This window comes from Saccharopolyspora elongata (assembly GCF_004348985.1).
Classification (GTDB): Bacteria; Actinomycetota; Actinomycetes; order Mycobacteriales; family Pseudonocardiaceae; genus Saccharopolyspora; species Saccharopolyspora elongata.
The window spans coordinates 79,768-96,612 of the sequence record NZ_SMKW01000036.1; the positions used below are offsets into that span (position 1 = coordinate 79,768).

Annotated in this window: 17 protein-coding genes and 2 tRNA genes; 11 read left to right on the forward strand and 8 right to left on the reverse strand. The window is 69.6% G+C overall.

The features are described 5' to 3' along the window. Nucleotides 1-107: 107 nt before the first annotated feature. The 4 genes from clpX to tig form a co-directional block, all read right to left on the reverse strand. Nucleotides 108-1,388 (reverse strand): ATP-dependent Clp protease ATP-binding subunit ClpX, encoded by a 1,281-nt coding sequence (gene clpX, locus E1288_RS25370; protein ID WP_132489213.1) that lies wholly within the window; start codon nt 1,386-1,388, stop codon nt 108-110. A 230-nt stretch (nt 1,389-1,618) separates the two neighbouring features. Beyond that, nucleotides 1,619-2,251: an ATP-dependent Clp protease proteolytic subunit gene (locus E1288_RS25375; protein WP_132489215.1), complete on the reverse strand. Its 633-nt coding sequence runs from the start codon at nt 2,249-2,251 to the stop codon at nt 1,619-1,621. A 40-nt stretch (nt 2,252-2,291) separates the two neighbouring features. Continuing rightward, nucleotides 2,292-2,918 (reverse strand): ATP-dependent Clp protease proteolytic subunit, encoded by a 627-nt coding sequence (locus E1288_RS25380; protein ID WP_132489217.1) that lies wholly within the window; start codon nt 2,916-2,918, stop codon nt 2,292-2,294. A 241-nt stretch (nt 2,919-3,159) separates the two neighbouring features. Continuing rightward, nucleotides 3,160-4,524: a trigger factor gene (gene tig, locus E1288_RS25385; RefSeq protein ID WP_132489219.1), complete on the reverse strand. Its 1,365-nt coding sequence runs from the start codon at nt 4,522-4,524 to the stop codon at nt 3,160-3,162. A gap of 191 nt (nt 4,525-4,715) precedes the next feature. Between tig and E1288_RS25390 the strand changes: the two genes are divergently transcribed. Together E1288_RS25390 and E1288_RS47150 are read left to right on the forward strand one after the other, a co-directional pair. Then, a complete protein-coding gene (locus E1288_RS25390; RefSeq protein WP_132489221.1) occupies nt 4,716-5,672 on the forward strand; it encodes a sucrase ferredoxin in 957 nt (318 codons plus the stop codon). Continuing rightward, nucleotides 5,651-5,791, forward strand: a complete 141-nt coding sequence (locus tag E1288_RS47150; RefSeq protein WP_165968244.1) for a hypothetical protein — start codon at nt 5,651-5,653, stop codon at nt 5,789-5,791. The genes E1288_RS25390 and E1288_RS47150 overlap by 22 nt, the downstream gene beginning before the upstream one ends. A 168-nt stretch (nt 5,792-5,959) precedes the next feature. On the opposite strand, the gene E1288_RS25395 is transcribed toward E1288_RS47150, so the two are convergent. After that, nucleotides 5,960-6,033 (reverse strand) — tRNA-Pro (locus E1288_RS25395). A gap of 114 nt (nt 6,034-6,147) precedes the next feature. Here E1288_RS25395 and E1288_RS25400 point away from each other — a divergent pair. The 5 genes from E1288_RS25400 to E1288_RS25425 all read left to right on the forward strand — a co-directional run bounded on the left by E1288_RS25400 (nt 6,148) and on the right by E1288_RS25425 (nt 11,209). Then, a tRNA-Gly gene (locus tag E1288_RS25400) sits at nt 6,148-6,218 on the forward strand. A 755-nt stretch (nt 6,219-6,973) separates the two neighbouring features. Then, nucleotides 6,974-8,443 carry an MDR family MFS transporter gene (locus E1288_RS25410; protein WP_132489223.1) on the forward strand — a complete coding sequence of 490 codons (1,470 nt, stop codon included), beginning with the start codon at nt 6,974-6,976 and terminating at the stop codon, nt 8,441-8,443. A gap of 55 nt (nt 8,444-8,498) precedes the next feature. Further along, nucleotides 8,499-9,125, forward strand: coding sequence for a 2'-5' RNA ligase family protein (locus tag E1288_RS25415; RefSeq protein WP_132489247.1), 627 nt, complete (start codon nt 8,499-8,501; stop codon nt 9,123-9,125). Nucleotides 9,126-9,171: 46 nt separating this feature from the next. Then, the gene (locus tag E1288_RS25420) at nt 9,172-10,386 is read left to right on the forward strand and encodes a GNAT family N-acetyltransferase (RefSeq protein ID WP_132489225.1); all 1,215 of its coding nucleotides are present in this window, start codon (nt 9,172-9,174) and stop codon (nt 10,384-10,386) included. 67 nt (nt 10,387-10,453) lie between these two features. Then, entirely contained in the window at nt 10,454-11,209 is a 756-nt protein-coding gene (locus E1288_RS25425; RefSeq protein WP_132489227.1) for a hypothetical protein, read from the forward strand. Between the two features lie 97 nt (nt 11,210-11,306). Here the strand turns inward: E1288_RS25425 and E1288_RS25430 are convergent, their stop codons facing one another. Genes E1288_RS25430 through E1288_RS25440 form a run of 3 tightly spaced genes read right to left on the reverse strand, consistent with a single transcriptional unit; the run spans nt 11,307 to nt 12,939 of the window. After that, nucleotides 11,307-12,116, reverse strand: coding sequence for an Fpg/Nei family DNA glycosylase (locus tag E1288_RS25430; protein WP_132489229.1), 810 nt, complete (start codon nt 12,114-12,116; stop codon nt 11,307-11,309). A gap of 18 nt (nt 12,117-12,134) precedes the next feature. Beyond that, the gene (locus E1288_RS25435; RefSeq protein ID WP_207954549.1) at nt 12,135-12,464 is read right to left on the reverse strand and encodes a hypothetical protein; all 330 of its coding nucleotides are present in this window, start codon (nt 12,462-12,464) and stop codon (nt 12,135-12,137) included. Nucleotides 12,465-12,468: 4 nt separating this feature from the next. After that, entirely contained in the window at nt 12,469-12,939 is a 471-nt protein-coding gene (locus tag E1288_RS25440) for a ribose-5-phosphate isomerase (RefSeq protein ID WP_093275003.1), read from the reverse strand. A 108-nt stretch (nt 12,940-13,047) separates the two neighbouring features. Here E1288_RS25440 and E1288_RS25445 point away from each other — a divergent pair, with 108 nt between their 5' ends. From E1288_RS25445 to E1288_RS47155, 4 genes are all read left to right on the forward strand, one after another. Then, a complete protein-coding gene (locus tag E1288_RS25445) occupies nt 13,048-13,680 on the forward strand; it encodes a 2-phosphosulfolactate phosphatase (protein ID WP_165968246.1) in 633 nt (210 codons plus the stop codon). A gap of 191 nt (nt 13,681-13,871) precedes the next feature. Then, a complete protein-coding gene (locus E1288_RS25450) occupies nt 13,872-14,444 on the forward strand; it encodes a YbaB/EbfC family nucleoid-associated protein (RefSeq protein WP_235883789.1) in 573 nt (190 codons plus the stop codon). A gap of 20 nt (nt 14,445-14,464) precedes the next feature. Next, the gene (locus E1288_RS25455; RefSeq protein ID WP_132489233.1) at nt 14,465-14,776 is read left to right on the forward strand and encodes an ESX-1 secretion-associated protein; all 312 of its coding nucleotides are present in this window, start codon (nt 14,465-14,467) and stop codon (nt 14,774-14,776) included. Next, on the forward strand, nt 14,776-16,845 hold a 2,070-nt coding region (locus E1288_RS47155), incomplete at its 3' end, for a WXG100-like domain-containing protein (protein ID WP_456320511.1). The genes E1288_RS25455 and E1288_RS47155, both read left to right, overlap by 1 nt.

Consider the following 16,845-nt stretch of genomic DNA (forward strand, 5'->3'; position numbering starts at 1 on the left):
CCGGATCCGCAGCGAGTGACCACGGGTGGCGGATCAGTGCAGAACGATCCGGGAAGCGGGCGACCTCCGGCGCCCGGCAGAGCTGCTCGACACGAACCGACCAGGGCTCAGGCGGACTTCTCGCGGCGCTCGCGGCGAGTGGCCTGGCGCGCGACGATCGTCGGGTTGACGTTCTCGCGGACCGTCTGCTCCGTGATGACGACCTTGGCGACGTCCGAACGGCTCGGGATGTCGTACATCACCGGCAGCAGGACCTCCTCCAGGATCGCGCGCAGCCCGCGCGCGCCCGTGCCCCGCAGGATCGCCTGGTCGGCGATGGCCTCCAACGCGGTCTTGGTGAACTCCAGCTCCACGTTGTCCATCTCGAACAACCGCTTGTACTGCTTCACCAGCGCGTTGCGCGGCTCGGTGAGGATCTGCACCAGCGACGGCTTGTCCAGGTTCGTCACGCTGGCCACCGTGGGCAGCCGACCGATGAACTCCGGGATCAGCCCGAACTTGATGAGGTCCTCGGGCATCACGTCGGCGAAGTGGTCGGTGGTGTCGATCTTGGCCTTCGAGCGCAGCTCCGCGCCGAAGCCGACGCTGTGCTTGCCGACCCGCTCCTCGACGATCTTCTCCAGCCCGGCGAACGCGCCGGCCACGATGAACAGCACGTTCGTCGTGTCGATCTGGATGAACTCCTGGTGCGGGTGCTTGCGGCCGCCCTGCGGCGGCACGCTCGCGGTGGTGCCCTCCAGGATCTTCAGCAGCGCCTGCTGCACACCCTCGCCGGACACGTCGCGGGTGATCGACGGGTTCTCGCTCTTGCGGGCGATCTTGTCGACCTCGTCGATGTAGATGATCCCGGTCTCGGCGCGCTTCACGTCGTAGTCGGCCGCCTGGATCAGCTTGAGCAGGATGTTCTCGACGTCCTCGCCCACGTAACCGGCTTCGGTCAGCGCCGTCGCGTCGGCGATCGCGAACGGGACGTTGAGCATCTTGGCCAGCGTCTGCGCCAGGTAGGTCTTGCCGCAGCCGGTGGGGCCGAGCATCAGGATGTTGGACTTGGCCAGTTCGACGGCCTCTTCACCACGGCTCTCCCGGCGCTCACCGGCCTGGATGCGCTTGTAGTGGTTGTAGACCGCGACCGACAGGTTCCGCTTCGCCGGGTCCTGCCCGATGACGTACTGGTCGAGGAACTCGTGGATCTCGGCCGGCTTCGGCAGCTCGTCGAGCTTGACCTCGCCCGCCTCGGCCAGTTCCTCCTCGATGATCTCGTTGCAGAGATCGATGCACTCATCGCAGATGTACACGCCGGGGCCGGCGATGAGTTTCTTCACCTGCTTCTGGCTCTTCCCGCAGAAGGAGCACTTCAGCAGGTCGCCGCCGTCACCGATACGTGCCATGACCGCTGACCCCGTCCCCTCCGGCGCGCCGTCCGGTAGCGCGCCTGACCGTATGTGCCTTCGACGGTACCTGGCGTTCCCCGGGTTCGGGGAGACTCACAGTGTCCGCCATTGCCGAGCGTGGTGTGACCAGCACCTCGTCCGGCGTGTCGTGCATGACGGCCGGGCGTGGCGCAACCACCACGCCCGGCCGCCCGCCCCGCCCTCGCGAGCGGAGCCGTGCAATCTCCTTACGCCTTCTGCGTCGAGAGCTTGCGGTAGGGCACGACCTCGTCGATCAGGCCGTACTCGGCGGCCTGGTCGGCGGTCAGGATCTTGTCCCGGTCGATGTCCTCGCGGATCTGGTCCACGGACCGGTTGGTGTGCCGGGCCAGCGTGGTCTCCAGCAGGTCCCGCATCCGCAGCACCTCCGCGGCCTGGATCTCCAGGTCGGAAACCTGGCCCTGGATGCCCTCCACCGAGGGCTGGTGGATCAGCACGCGCGAGTTCGGCAGCGCCTGGCGCTTGCCCTTGGTGCCGGCCGCCAGCAGCACCGCCGCGGCTGAGGCGGCCTGGCCGAGGCAGATGGTGCGCACGTCAGGACGGACGTACTGGATCGTGTCGTAGATCGCCATCAGCGCGGTGAACGAACCACCGGGCGAGTTGATGTAGATCTGGATCTCGCGGTCCGGGTCGTCGGACTCCAGGAACAGCAGCTGCGCCATCACGTCGTTGGCGGACGCGTCGTCCACCTGGACGCCGAGGAAGATGATCCGTTCCTCGAACAGCTTGTTGTACGGGTTCGACTCCTTGACGCCGTACGCGGTGCGCTCGACGAACGAGGGCAGCACGTAGCGGGACTGCAAAGACTCGTAAGGGTTCACGACGGGTGACTCCTCGTTGCTAGGTCTCGGGCGGGGATGATCAGCTGCTGGGCAGATTAGCGGCGCTCGCCACGTGGTCCACGATCCCGTAGTCGCGGGCCTCCTCCGCGGTGAACCAGCGGTCGCGGTCCGCGTCCTGCACGATCTTCTCCACCGTCTGACCGGTCTGCTCGGCGATCAGCTCGGCCATTTCCTTCTTGTGCCGGGAGAACATCTTGGCCTGGATCTCGATGTCCGAAGCCGTACCACCGAGGCCGGCCGACGGCTGGTGCATCATGATCCGCGCGTGCGGCAGCGCGAAGCGCTTGCCCTTGGTGCCCGCGGACAGCAAGAACTGCCCCATCGAAGCGGCCATGCCCATCGCCACGGTGGCCACGTCCGGCTTGATCAGCTGCATGGTGTCGTAGATCGCCATGCCCGCCGTCACCGAGCCGCCCGGCGAGTTGATGTAGAGCGAAATGTCCCGTTCCGGGTCCTCCGCCGCCAGCAGCAGCAGCTGCGAGCAGATCTGGTTCGAGATCGAATCCTCGACCTGGGAGCCGAGGACGATGATGCGCTCCCGCAGCAGCCGCTCGTAAACCGAGTCGTTGAGCGAGAGCCCGTTCGTCCCCGTCCGCATGGACGGCGACCGCGCGTCGGACGTCGGAACAGTCAGGTGCTGCGTCACGTCACGTCTCCCTGCCTTCTCCCACAATGGGCCCTTGTCCACCGGGGCCACATCGGCCACTCCGCCCACTTCCACAGTGGACCGGCGCGACCGACACGTCGGGCGCGGCCCCAGGCGTTGTCCTCTTCCCTCTCGGGCGATCCGCTACAACCGACCCTAACGAACGTGGGCGGCACCAGCTTCCCAGTACCACCCACGTTCGCTTAGAGCATGCTTTTAAATTGTCCGCCCGAGAGGTCGGTCACTCCGCCTTCGCGGTCTCGGCCGCCTCGTCCGACTCGGACTCCTGCGGGCCGAACAGCTCGTCCAGGTCCAGCTCGTTGCCGGCCTCGTCGGTGACGGTGGCCTGGCGCACGACCGAGAACAGCGCCTTGCTGCGGCGCACGTCGGCGTACAGCGAGCCGAGCTGGCCCGACTGCTGCGCCTGCTGCACGAACTGGTCCGGGCTCATCCCGAAGCGCTGGGCTTGGTAGATGATCCGCTGGGTGAGCTCGTCGTCGGAGACCGAGACGTCCTCGGCGTCGGCGATGGTGTCCAGCACCAGCTGGGTCTTGACCGCCTTCTCCGCCTCGGTGCGGGTCTCCGCGTCGAACTCCTCGCGGGTCTTCTCCTGCTCCCCGAGCCACTCCTCGAAGCGCGCCTCGTCGTGGTCGAACGGGTGCACCGCGTCGTGCTGGCGCACCTCGATCTCCGACTCGACGACCTTCTCCGGCAGCGGCACCTCGATGGTCTCCAGCAGCGCGTCCAGGACCTTGTCCCGGGCCTGCATGCCCTGCTGCATCTTCTTGACGCGGCCCAGGCGCTCCCGCAGGTCGGCGACGAGCTCCTCGACGGTGTCGAACTCGCTGGCCATCTGGGCGAACTCGTCGTCGGCCTCGGGCAGCTGGCGCTCCTTGACGGAGTTCAGCACGACCGAAACCTCGGCGTCCTTGCCCGCGTACTCGCCGGCCACCAGCTTCGTGGTGAACGCCTTGGTGTCGCCCTCGCTCGCGCCGATCAGCGCGTCGTCGATGCCCTCGATGAGCTGGCCCGAGCCGATCTCGTAGGACAGGCCGCTGGTCTTGGCGTCCTCGACGTCCTCACCGTCGACGGTGGCGGACAGGTCGATGCTGACGAAGTCGCCTTCCTGCGCGGGGCGCTCGACCCCGGCCAGGGTGCCGAAGCGGGCGCGCAGCGAGTCGAGCTGCTCGGTCACCTCTTCCTCGGTGACCTCGACGTCGTCGACGCTCACCGACAGCTCGCCGAACGCGGGCACGGTGATCTCCGGGCGGACGTCGACCTCGGCGGTGAACGCGATCTCGGCGCCGTCCTCGATCTTGGTCACCTCGATGTCCGGGCGACCGAGGGTGCGCACCTCGCTGCTGTTGACCGCCTCCAGGTACTTGGCCGGAACCGCTTCGTTGACGACCTCGTCGAGCACGGGGCCCCGACCGATGCGGCTCTCCAGCACCCGCGCCGGGACCTTGCCCGGCCGGAAGCCGGGGATGCGGACCTGCTGGGCGAGTGCCTTGTACGCGCGGTCGAAGTTCGGCTTGAGCTCGTCGAACGGCACCTCGACGTTGATCCGGACGCGCGTCGGGCTCAGGTGCTCGACGGTGCTCTTCACGTGGTCTCCTAGTGCGAACGTGCTTGATTCCCGGCGCTGCCAACGGGCGCGGCATACCACCACGTCCAACGATGCCGGGCTGACCTCCGAGTCTATTGCTTCCCGCCGGGACACACGGCCCGGGGTTGCCACAACCCGCGTTGGACAGCCTCACCTAACCATCGGGCGGCCATCCGTGCTTGAGTGGAAACGTGCACCACACCGCAGCCGACGCGGCCACCTGCGCCGCCCTGTCCGAGACGTTCGCCGAGCCACTGCCCGGTACCGCCGCGGTGGCAGGCAGCTGGCTGTGCCTGGAACAGCGCGGCCCCTGGGGCCACAACGCGCTGGTCCAGAGCCACCTGGACCCCGAGCTTGGGCGGGCGCTGTCCGCGCGGACCGACGAGCACGGCGTGCGGATCCAGCTCATCCGGCAGCCCGGCCGGCACGCGGACACCGCCGACGGGCAGCCGCGCCGGGTGTTCCTCGCGCACACCGCCCCAGGCACCGGCTGGCTGCGGACCACGACCGTCGACAACCCCGCCGACCTGCTCGAACTCGACTTCGGCCGGATCGCCGCGGGCCACCACGACGGCTGGGGCCGGCCCGTTGCCGACCCGCTGCTGCTGGTGTGCACCAACGGCCGCCGCGACCGGTGCTGCGCACTGCTCGGCCGCGAGCTCATCACCGAACTCGCCGGCCGGCACGACGGCTCGATCTGGGAATCCACGCACACCGGCGGACACCGCTTCGCGCCCGCCGCGGTCGTGCTGCCCAGCGGCTACACCTACGGGCGACTGACCGCGCCCGCCGCCGAAGCGGTGCTGTCCTCCGCCGCGGCCGGCAAGGTCGTGCTCGACCACTGCCGCGGCCGGTCGTCGTGGACCCGCGCCGGCCAAACCGCCGAACTCGCCATCCGGGAGCACATCGGCGAATACCTCGCCAACGCCCTGCGCGTCACCGCCGAGGAGAACGGCCAGGTGACGATCGGTCACCAGGACGGCCGCAGCTGGCAGGTCGAGGTCCGCGAACACGAACTCGACCCACCGCGCCCCAACAGCTGCGGGAAGAAAGCGGTCCGCCCCACCACCTGCACCGCCGAAACCATCAACGGCCGGCCAACGCACCCGCCGCAGAACCCAACCGCGTGGGCGTCACCGCGGTCATGATCCCGTCCGGCGGCGCCAACTCTGGCGTACCCGGCGGCCCCGGCACGCACAACGACACCACGACCAGGAACGCCACGACGGCGCCCAGCACCACGCACACCGCCAAGGCAGGCGGCTGAACGCGGAACCCGGCCACACTCCAATCGCGCACGACGGAGGAATCGGCCACCCGCGACGGAGCGTTACGAACCACAGCCACCCGCTGCGACGCACATCACCACGCGCAACCCGCCGACGGGCAAAAGAAAACCGGCCACCCACCTGCAGGCGAGCGGCCGGCCGCGACGTCGGGGTGGCGGGATTTGAACCCACGACCCCTCGCACCCAAAGCGAGTGCGCTACCAAACTGCGCCACACCCCGTCCGACGTGCGGCACACCCGGAAAAACCGGGTGCGTTGCGAAGAGCCTATCGCGACCCGCTAAGCTGTGGCACGCAAGGTCGCCCAACCCACGAAGGTCAGGCGAAACCGGCACGCGGGCGTAGCTCAATGGTAGAGCCCCAGTCTTCCAAACTGGCTACGCGGGTTCGATTCCCGTCGCCCGCTCCGAGTTGGGTTTGTTGTGTCTGGTGGTTGCACCACCAGACCTTTACTCTTCGCCTTTGTCGTGGGGGGCCGAGCCCCCCACACCCCCCACGGTGCGGGGTCTTCTCTATCTTTGCTCCTCGTCTTTGGGGCGTTCCCGGCCTGGGTTTCCGACCAGCCTTGCTGCTTCGCGGCCGAAGCAGGACATCACCTCTGCCTCTTCCTTGACAGATGGTGGCGCCGCTTCGGGGCTTCCCTAGCAGTTGGTGGTGCCGCTTCAGCAGTCGGTGGTGCCGCTTCAGCAGTCGGTGGTGCCGCTTCAGCAGTCGGTGGTGCCGCTTCGCGGCTGGCGTTGGTGTCGTGCCGCTTCGCGGCTGGCGTTGATCGTGCTCTTCTCTGTCCGGGTGGCGTTTTCGCGCGAAATCGTCGCTCACTACGCCTGGCTCGCGCCGGTTTCGCGCGAAAACGGCGGGCTCTTCCTGCAGCTTGCTCGACCTTCGCCGCCCCTGTGGATCGGCCCGCGGGCCCTCGGCGTTGATCTTCGTTCCGTCGCCGGGCTGCTTGTCCGCCGGGTCGTCTTTGGGTTGGGGGTTTGTGGTTGTTTGGGTTGTTCGGCTTGGTCTTGGGGTTTTTGGGGAATAAAAAGGCTTTGGGTTTTGTCGGGGGGTTGCGGGAGGCTTGGGGCTTGTCGGGCTGGCCGCGTTGCGGGTGGGTGGTCCGGCGGTCGGCCCTTCGGCCGGGGTGGCGGCTTCTCTTCTTTCGATCTTGGGGGTTTTGTGCGGCGGCTCGAGTACAAGTGGTTGGTCGGCATCACCTTCGTGCTGGCGCTGATCATGCAGATCCTGGACGTCACCATCCTCAACGTCGCCCTGGCCACCCTGGGACGGGAGTTCGAGGTCGATGCCGCTGCTCTGCAGTGGGTTCTCACCGGCTACATGATCAGTCTCGCCGTCTTCATCCCCTCCTCCGGTTGGATCGCCGACCGGTTCGGCAGCAAGCGGACCTTCCAAGCCGCCGTCGTGATCTTCACCTTCGCTTCCGTGCTCTGCGGCGTGTCCACCGAGATGTGGCACCTCATCGCCGCCCGGGTGCTCCAGGGCGTCGGCGGCGGCATGCTGGTGCCCGTCGGCCAGGCGATGCTGTTCCGCGCATTCCCGCCCAACGAGCGCGCCAAGGCCGGCGCCGTGCTCTCCATCCCGATCACCGTCGCCCCCATGCTCGGGCCCGTGCTCGGCGGCCTCCTCGTCGAATACGCCAGCTGGCGCTGGATCTTCTTCATCAACGTTCCCGTCGGGGCGCTGGCGCTGCTGTTCACCGTTCTCTTCCTGAAGGAGGAGGCACGCCGCGATCCCGGCCGGTTCGACCTGCCCGGGTTCGTGCTCGCCGGTGCCGGGCTCGCCACGCTGCTCTACGGCCTCGACCAGGGCGCGCAGCTCGGCTGGGGCGAACCGCAGGTCTGGCTGAGCCTCATCGCCGCGGTGCTGCTCATCGGCGGACTGGTCTGGCGGGAGCTGACCGTGCGCGCCCCGATGCTCGACCTCCGGCTGCTCACCGACCGACTGTTCCGCACCGGCAACCTGCTGCTGCTGTGCCAGACCGGCGCGATGTTCGGGGTACTCTTCCTCATCCCGCTGTACCTGCAGAACCTGCGCGGGGTCTCGCCCATGCACGCCGGGCTCGTGCTGATGCCGCAGGCCATCAGCATGCTGATGACCACCCAGGTGATCAGCCGGATCTACGGCCGCGTCGGGCCGAAGCGGCTGATCCTGGCCGGGTTCGCCGTGCAGGTCGTGATCGGCATCGGGTTGCAGCTGCAGGGCGTCGACACCTCGCTGTGGTTCCTCGTCGCGTTGCTCGCGGTGCAGGGCGTGGCGATGGGGCTGCTGATGACCCCGGTGCAGACCGCGACCTTCGCCCGGATCTCCGGCCCCGCCATGGGCCAGGCCAGCTCGATGTTCAACGTCAGCAGGCAGGTCGCCACCGCGCTGGGCACCGCGATCGTCGCGACCGTGCTGGTCGTGCTGACCGAACGCGGCATGTCCACAGTGGATCCCGCTGCGGTCGGTCAGGTCGCCGCGGCGCACCTGGGCGCCTACCACGGCGCATTCCTGGTCTCGGTGGTCTTCGCCGGGCTGGGGTTGCTGCTGGGGCTGGGCGTGCGAGACTCCGACGCGGCGGCCAGCTTGGACGCTCCGGCCGCGAAGGCACGGCAGGGTGAACGCGAGCCCTCGGAAACCGTGAGATAGCTCAAGCTCGCCCCACGCCCGGACCGGCCCGGGCAGTATGTGAGGGGTGACCGACATGCCACACGCCGATCAGGTCCGCAATCACGCCCGCTGGCGCCCGGGCTGGCGCGCCGGGCGCACCGGCTACGCGTGGCTGCTGCCGCTGGCCGACCAACCCGGGCTGCGCAAGCTGGTGAACGACTACCAGTACGCCCTGCGCGACCTGCCGGGCTTCGACCTCGTCCCGCTGGAATGGATGCACATCCTGGTGCAGGAGATCGGTTTCACCGACGAGATCGGCGAAGCCCGCATCGAGGCGCTGCTGGCCGCGGCCCGGCCGCGGCTGGCGTCGGTGCTGCCCCTGACCCTGGCGTTCCACCACGCCGTGGTGCTGCCGGAGTCGCTGGCGCTGCCGGCCGAACCGCAGTCGACGGTGCTCGAACTCCGCGCCGCGGTGCGGGAAGCGACCGCCGAGGCCATCGGCGAGACGCCGCTGCCCGCGGAGCCCGAGGACGTCGACAAGCACGTGAGCCTCGCCCACTCCACCACGGACGGCCCGGCCATCTTCGCCATCGCCACGCTCAGCGCGACCGCGGTGGAGCCGACCACGGCGAAGGTGCCCTCGCTGTCGCTGGTCAAGCTCAACCGGGACCACTCGTGCTCCGAGTGGGAGACCATCGCCGAGGTCCCGCTCGGCGCCTGACCGAAAACGGGTCGCACGAAAGGCTCGTCGACGGTAGGAACGCCACATGGCGGACCTCACCACGAGAAAACTTTCGACCGGCGACTACGAGAGCTTCTTCGCGGTGTTCACCGCGGCCTTCCTCGACGACAGCCGGGACCCCGCGATGGAGCGCTACCGCGAGGTCTTCGACCCGTCGCTGGCGCACGGGACCTTCGACGGCGACGAGCTGATCGGCGTCGCCGGGCGGTTCGCGCTGGACATCACCGTGCCCGGCCCGGCGCGGCGCCCGGTCGCGGCCATCAGCGCGGTCGGGGTCAAGCCGGGCCACCGGCGGCGCGGCGTGCTGACCTCGCTGATGCGCGCCCAGCTCGACGATCTGCACGACCGCGGTTCCGGGCTCGCCGCGCTGTACGCCTCGGAAGGCGCCATCTACGGCCGCTTCGGCTACGGCCTGGCCAGCTACGAAACCCGCCTGAGCCTGCCCCGCGGCGCCGCATTTCTGTCCACTGTGGACGTAGATGAGCGGCGGGTCCGGGAGGTCGACCGGGAAACCGCGCTGGAGTTCGCCCACCGGCGCTACCCGGAGGTGGCCGCCACCCGGACCGGCTGGCTGTCCCGGGGCGATGGCTCCTGGGAAGTCCGGATGATCGACGACCGCGCCGAGCGCGGCGACCTGGGCCGGGCCAGGTTCGCGCTGCACCCCGACGGCTACGTCATCTACCGGCCCAAGCCCGAGTGGACCACCCGGGGCCCCGCCTACCAGCTGCAGGTGCTGGAACTCGTCGCGGCGACCCCGCAGGCCTACGCCGCGCTGTGGCGGTACCTGCTCGACATCGACCTGGTCGGCGAGGTGAACTGGCCGAAGGCCGCGCTCGACGAGCCGGTGGTGGGCATGCTCGCCGACCCGCGCGCGGCGAGCAGGCAGATCCTCGACGGGCTGTGGGTGCGGCTCGTCGACATTGACCGCGCGCTGCCCGCGCGCCGGTACTCGGCCCCGGTGGACGTCGTGCTCGACATCACCGACCGGTTCTGCCCGTGGAACGCTGGCCGGTGGCGGCTGACCGCCGGCTCCGACGGCGTCGGCAAGCTCGCCCGCACCGACGACCCCGGCCAGCTCGGTTTGGACGTCACCGACCTGGCCGCGGCGTACCTGGGCGGGAACACGCTGGCCGGCTTGGCGCGCTCCGGGCGGGTCACCGAGCTCGCCCCCGGCGCGTTGCTCGAAGCCTCCCGCGCGTTCGCCACCGAGGATGCCCCGCACTGCCCGGAGAGCTTCTGACCCGACTGAATCCCGTTCCGGCGGCGTACTGTCGAAATCGACGCGTCCGCCGGAACGGGAGGCACGGGTGACCGCAACCATCATCATCGTGATCGCCCTCGTGGTGATCGTCGCCGCGGTCTGGTGGTCCCGCCAGAAGGCCGTGGCGCACCAGCAGAAGCAGCTGGAGGACGCAAAGGCCGAAGCGCGGCGCTGGGTGGAGCGGTTGGGCGGGCAGGTGCTCAACCTGGTCGGCACCAACGAGGCGGCCAAGCAGGCCATCGCCGACGCGGCCGAACGGCACGGGGCGGCGATCTCCCAGCTCGACCGGGCGAACACCGCCGCGCAGGCGCGCCTGACCACGGAGTCCGCGCTGGAAGGCCTGTACTACGTGCGGGCGGCACGGGTCGCGATGGACATGGACCCGGGCCCGGAGCTACCCGACCTGTCCGGCCAGCACGGCGCGGGGAAGGTCACCGAGTACCGCGACGTCGAGGTGGAGGGCCGGCACCAGGTGGCGTCGCCGAACCCGACCGAGCAGACACCGCACTACTACCCGGGCGGCACGGTCGCCGGGCGGCCGGTGCCGCAGGGCTGGTACAGCGAGCCGTGGTGGAAGCCGGCGCTGGTCGCGGGCGCCTGGGGCGTGGGCTCGTTCGTGCTGATGAGCGCCCTGTTCGGCGGCATGGCGGGAGTCCCGGCGGAAGCCGCGTACGCGGAGGGCTACCAGGACGGCCAGGGAGCCGACGGCGACCAGGGCTTCGACGGCGGCGACCAGGGCGACGCCGGCGGCTTCGACGCGGGCGACGCGGGCGGCTTCGACATGGGCGGCTTCGACATCTGACGGTTCCGATGCCGCCGGCGACGACCCGCAATTTCAATGGAAATCGAAGGTCTGATTTCCATTGAAATTGCGCGCCTCCCAGGAGGGGAGGTGGTGGTCAGGTTTCTTGGCAGGTGGGGCACCAGTAGAGCTTGCGGGCCGATAGGTCCGCCATCGCCACCGGCGTGCCGCAGATCAGGCAGGGCATCCCCGCTCGCCGGTAGACGTAGACCTCGCCGCCGTGCCGGTCCTGCCTCGGCGCCCGGCCCGTGACCTCCGGCAGGTGCTCCGGGCGCACGGTGTCGATGCGCCCCACCCGCACCCCGTCGGCCATCAGCTCGACGAGGTCGGCCCAGATCGCCTCCCACTGCTCGCGCGCGAGCGAGCGGCCCGGCGTGTACGGCGGAATCCCGTGCCGGAACAGCACTTCCGCCCGGTAGACGTTGCCGACGCCGGCCAGCACCTTCTGATCCATCAGCAGCGCGGCGATGCTGGTGCGGGAACGCGAGATCCGCTGCCACGCCCGCTCGGGATCGGCGTCGCGGCGCAGCGGGTCCGGCCCCAGCCGACCGCGCAGCGCGGCGACCTCCTCGCCGGTCAGCAGCTCGCACGCGGTGGGCCCGCGCAGGTCCGTCCAATGCGTGCGGCCGACGATGCGCATCCGCACCTGGCCGCGGGGCTCGGTCAGCGGGAGCTCGGACTCGGTGAACGTGCCGTACAGCCCGAGGTGCACGTGGACGACCCGATCCGGGCCGTAGAAGTGGAACAGGTGCTTGCCGTGCGCCTCGGCCCGCTCGAACACCGAGCCGGTCAGCAGCGAGGCGCTGGTGGCGAACCGCCCCTGCGGGCTGCGCACCTGGACCTCCGTGCCGGCGAACAGGCCGCCGTGCAGCCCGGCGAGCCGGTGCAGCGTGTGACCTTCAGGCATGTCAACAGTCCGTCCGCGTCAGGCGAGGATCCACAGCACGACCGACTCCACGAGGTAGGCCGCCACGCACCACAGCGCGACGAACAGGCCGCGCCGGACCGGTCGGTCGGGATGCCGGAACACCGCCCCGGCCACCAGCGAGGCGCACACCGCGAGGACGCCGCCCACGATCAGCCACAGGCCCACCCCGAGCAGGCAGTCGGGCTCGGTGCAGGTCGCGCCGGGGCCGCCGGCGAGGACGGGCGCGAGCGCGCGCTGCCCGAAGAAGAGCACCAGCACGCCGACCGCGGCTCCCGCTGCTGCCACCAGAGGTGTCAGCAGCGCCGCGGTCGGACGTGCCGGTGCCATGGGATCAGTTGCCGGGCAGGGCCGGGGGCTCGCCGGTCTTCTCGTAGTCGGTGAGCAGGTCGATCCGGCGCTGGTGCCGGCCACCCTCGAAGTCGGTGGTCAGGAACGCCTCGACGATCTGCTCGGCCTCGTCGACGGTGTGCATCCGCGCACCGATGCCGGCCAGCAGCGCGTTGTTGTGCTGCCGGGCGAGCTTCGCGGTCTCGACGCTCCAGGCCAGCGCGGCGCGGGCGCCGGGGACCTTGTTCGCGGCGATCTGCTCGCCGTTGCCGGATCCGCCGAGGACCAGCCCGAGGCTGCCCTCGTCGGCGACGACGCGGCGGGCGGTCTCGACGCAGAACGGCGGGTAGTCGTCCTGGGCGTCGTATTCCGCCGGACCGATGTCGGTCACGTCGTGACCCTTGTCGGTCAGCCACTTGACGAGGTGGTTCTTGAGTTCGTAGCCGGCATGGTCGGAGCCGATGTAGACGCGCACGCGGGCAGTCTGCCAAACGGCCCACCTCCCCCGCACACCCCGGTTACGCTACCGGCCGTGACCAGCATCGATGTGCACACCGACTGGGCCCTGCCCGGTCTGCGCGCCATGGCGGACGACCCGGTGCTCGTGGTGGTCGACGTCCTGTCCTTCTCGACGGCGGTCGACGTGGCGACGAGCACCGGCGCCCGGGTCATGCCGCTTCGCTGGCCGGACGGGTCGGCGCCCGAGGACGTCGTGCTCGCGCGCCCCCGCAGCCTCGACGAGTGGTCGCTGAGCCCGTCGTCGCTTCGCACCCTGACACCGGACGTGCTGCTGGGGCTTCCGTCGCCGAACGGCGCGACACTGTGCGCCGAGGCCCTCGCCACCGGGGCCACCGTGTTCGCGGGCTGCCTGCGCAACGCGGAGGCCGTGGCCCGCGCGGCGGCGCAGGTGGGCGGCCCGATCGGAATCGTCGCCGCCGGGGAGCGCCGGGACGACCAGCTGCGCCCGGCGATCGAAGATCTGCTCGGCGCGGGCGCGATCATCTCGGCGTTGCCCGGACGGCGCTCTCCCGAAGCCGAGCTGGCCGCGGCAGCGTTCCAGACCGTGGCGGGCGAGATCGGCGCCATGCTCGCCGACTGCGAGTCCGGCCGCGAGCTCGCGGAATGGGGCTTCGCGCACGACGTCGCGCTGGCCGCCGAGGTCAACTGCAGCCGACGGGCGCCGGTGCTGCGGAACGGGATCCTGACGGCCGGATGAGGCGCCTTCGCCGTCCACACAGGACGACCGGGCCACGACGAACCCATCGAGCTGCTTTCGCGCACGTTTTTTAGACCAATCGAATTAATGAACTGATCTGTTCGGCCCATTTGTGTCGCTTGGTGGATCCGAACAGTTTCCCCACACGTCATTCTTTCCGGAACAGGGGGGGTTCTGCCGGGGGAGGACGCGTGGTTGAAGACATCGGCGCCGCCGAGCGCATGGTCCAGCAATGGCAGGAACGTGCCGCGGAGAAGGCCGAGAAGTTCGGCCGGATGCAGCAGGAGATCGAGCAGATCGCGGTGACCGAGATCTCACGCGACGGAGCGATCCAGGTGACCATCGGCTCGAACGGCATCCTGCAGAGCCTGCAGCTCTCCGAGAACGCCAGCAAACGCCCGATGGCCAAGCTCGGTGCGGAGATCATGCGCGCGGTCCAGGCTGCACAGGCCAAAATCCCCACGCTGATGCAGCAAGCGGTGTCCAACACCGTCGGACTCGACGATGTCGCCGCGCAGCACGTCCTGACCCAGGCGCGCAAGAACTTCCCGGAGCCTCCGGAAGACGAACCGGACGCCCCGCGCTCACACGGCCACGAAGCGCAGGAACTGCAGTTCGGCACCGCAGACGACTACGAGGAACCGGCGAATCGCCCCACGCCTCCGGCGGCCCGGCCCGCGCCGCCGCAACAACGGCAACCGGCCCGCCGCCGCCCGGACGACTTCGACGATGGGGACTTCAGCAACCAGTCCTTTCTGCGCTGAAACACTGAGGGGAGCAGACGATGGGCGACCAGATGAACGTCGTCACCGAAAACCTGCGCGCACATTCATCCAAAGTGGATGGTGTCGCGGACAAGCTGCAGACCGCGGTGGACGCGGCGCAGCAGGTGACGATGAACGACGACGCCTACGGCATCATCTGCCAGCCGTTCGCCATGCTGCTGCAGCCATTCGAGGAAAACGGCGTCGAGGCCCTGAGCAAGGCCGTGGAATCGATGCAGGAAATCGCGGAGAACGTCCGCAGCACAGCAGAGGACTACCAGTCCATCGATGACGCCAACAGTGCCGCGATCGGCGGGATCGAGGTGCAGTGATGGCCGGCAACGACCTGGTGGTCACCGAAGACACCATGCAGAAAGACCCGGGCGAGACACCCGACGCGATCAAAGGCATCGGCCTGGCCGAGTCGGGCTACGACCTCTACCAGGGGATCAGCGAAGGCAGCTGGGTCGCGGCCGGGCTGGGCGCCGCCGGCCTGGCGATGGAAGCGGTCAGCATGGCCGTGGACCCGATCGGCACGCTGATCTCCTACGGTCTGTCCTGGCTGATCGAGCACGTGCAGCCGCTCAAGGAGGCGCTGGACTGGTTCGCCGGTGACCCCGACGGCGTCAAGGCCTACGGCCAGACCTGGGGGAAGGTCAGCGAGCACGTCAAAGCGGCCGTGGAGGAATACAAGGCGGCGGTCCAGAGCGACACGGCCGACTGGCAGGGCCAGGCCGGCGACGCCTACCGCAAGCACGCGAACGAGAAGGCGGACGCGGTCGCTGCCGCGGCCGAGATGGCCGGGACGATGAGCACCGTCGTCACGATCATGGGCGAAGTTGTTTCATTCGTGCGCGAGTTCGTCCGCGACCTGGTCTCCGAAACCATCTCCGCGATCATCACCTACGCGCTGGAAGCGGTGTGCTCGTTCGGCCTGGCCACGCCCGTGATCATCGCGCAGGTGACAGCGAAGATCGCCAAGGTCACGAAGCTGATCGGCGACAAGGTGACCGCGCTGATCAAGACGATCAAGAACGTGTCGCCGAAGATCGGCAAAGCGATCGAGATCATCGGCAAGGTCATCAAGAAGCTGGCCGGCGGCGGAAACATGCCGGAAAAGGTGTGGAAGAAGTTCGACGACGCCTTCGGCACCAACATCGTCGGAAAGCACAACGCCAAGTACGGCGGAGGCTCCTCCGGCGGCGGAGGCGACGGACCCGACGGAAGCGGCGGCTCGGGGTCGGATGGCTCCGGCTCTGGCGATTCGGGGTCGGGTTCCGGTGACTCCGGTTCGAGCTCGGATTCCGGTTCGGGGGCCCCCGGATCAGGTTCAGGAGACTCGGGATCTGGCCCCGGTTCGGGCTCCGGCTCCGGCTCCGGCTCCGGCTCCGGAGATTCTGGCTCTGGAGAGGGCGGTTCCGGATCGTCGAGCAGCGGTTCCGGATCGGGCAGCGGCTCTGGATCGGGCAACGGATCGAGCCCGGACAGCGGTTCCGGCGGGTCGAGCCCGGACGGTTCCAACTCTGGCAACGGGTCTGGCGGTTCCGGAGCCGACGGCGGGAGCACGTCCAGCGGCGCGGGATCCGACGGTGCCGGGTCGACGAGTTCGGGAAGCGGGGGGTCCAGCCCCGACGGCGGATCGGGCAGTCGCGGTTCCAGCCCCGACGCGGGCGGGTCGAGCCCGAGCAGTTCCTCGCCGGATGGCGGCTCGGGCAACGGCACAGGCGGCTCGTCCACCGACACCAGCGGTTCCGGGGCCGGTTCGTCCAGCTCGTCACCGGATGGCGGCAGCTCGGCGGGCGGTGGAACCGGCAGTCCCGACGGCAGCGCAGGCGGCTCGCCCAACGGCACCTCGTCGGGCGGGTCCTCCCCCGACGCGTCCGGTTCCCCGGGTAACGGGGCGTCGCCGAACGGCGGCCATACGGCGTTCTCCGGCGACCTCAGCAGCTCCCCCAACGGCGGCTCCAGCCCCGACTCCGGTGGCTCGCCGAGCGGTGGCAGCCCCGGCTCCGGTGGCAGCCCGAGCGGCGGAACGACCGGCGGTGCTTCGGGCGGCGGTTTCTCCGGCGGCGGATCGCACTCCCCGTCGCACAGCCCGAACACCCCGGCCAGCACCACGTCGTCCTCCAATGTGGACGCCCCGCCTGCTCAGGGAGCTCCGTCCACCGCGCCCCCACCGAACTCACCGTCGCCGAACCAACCAGGCGGCAGCCCAGGAACGGCCAGTAGCCCAATGGGCGGCGGCATGGGGGGAAGCCCCGGCGGCGGAACTCCCGGAGGCACCTCAAGCCCCGGCGGCGGCCGCCCGGGCAGCGGAGGCGGCTGGACCGGCACGCCCGGCAGCCCCGGCGCAGCAGGCCGGCCCCCGTCCACCCCGGACGCTGTCTCTTATACACAACTG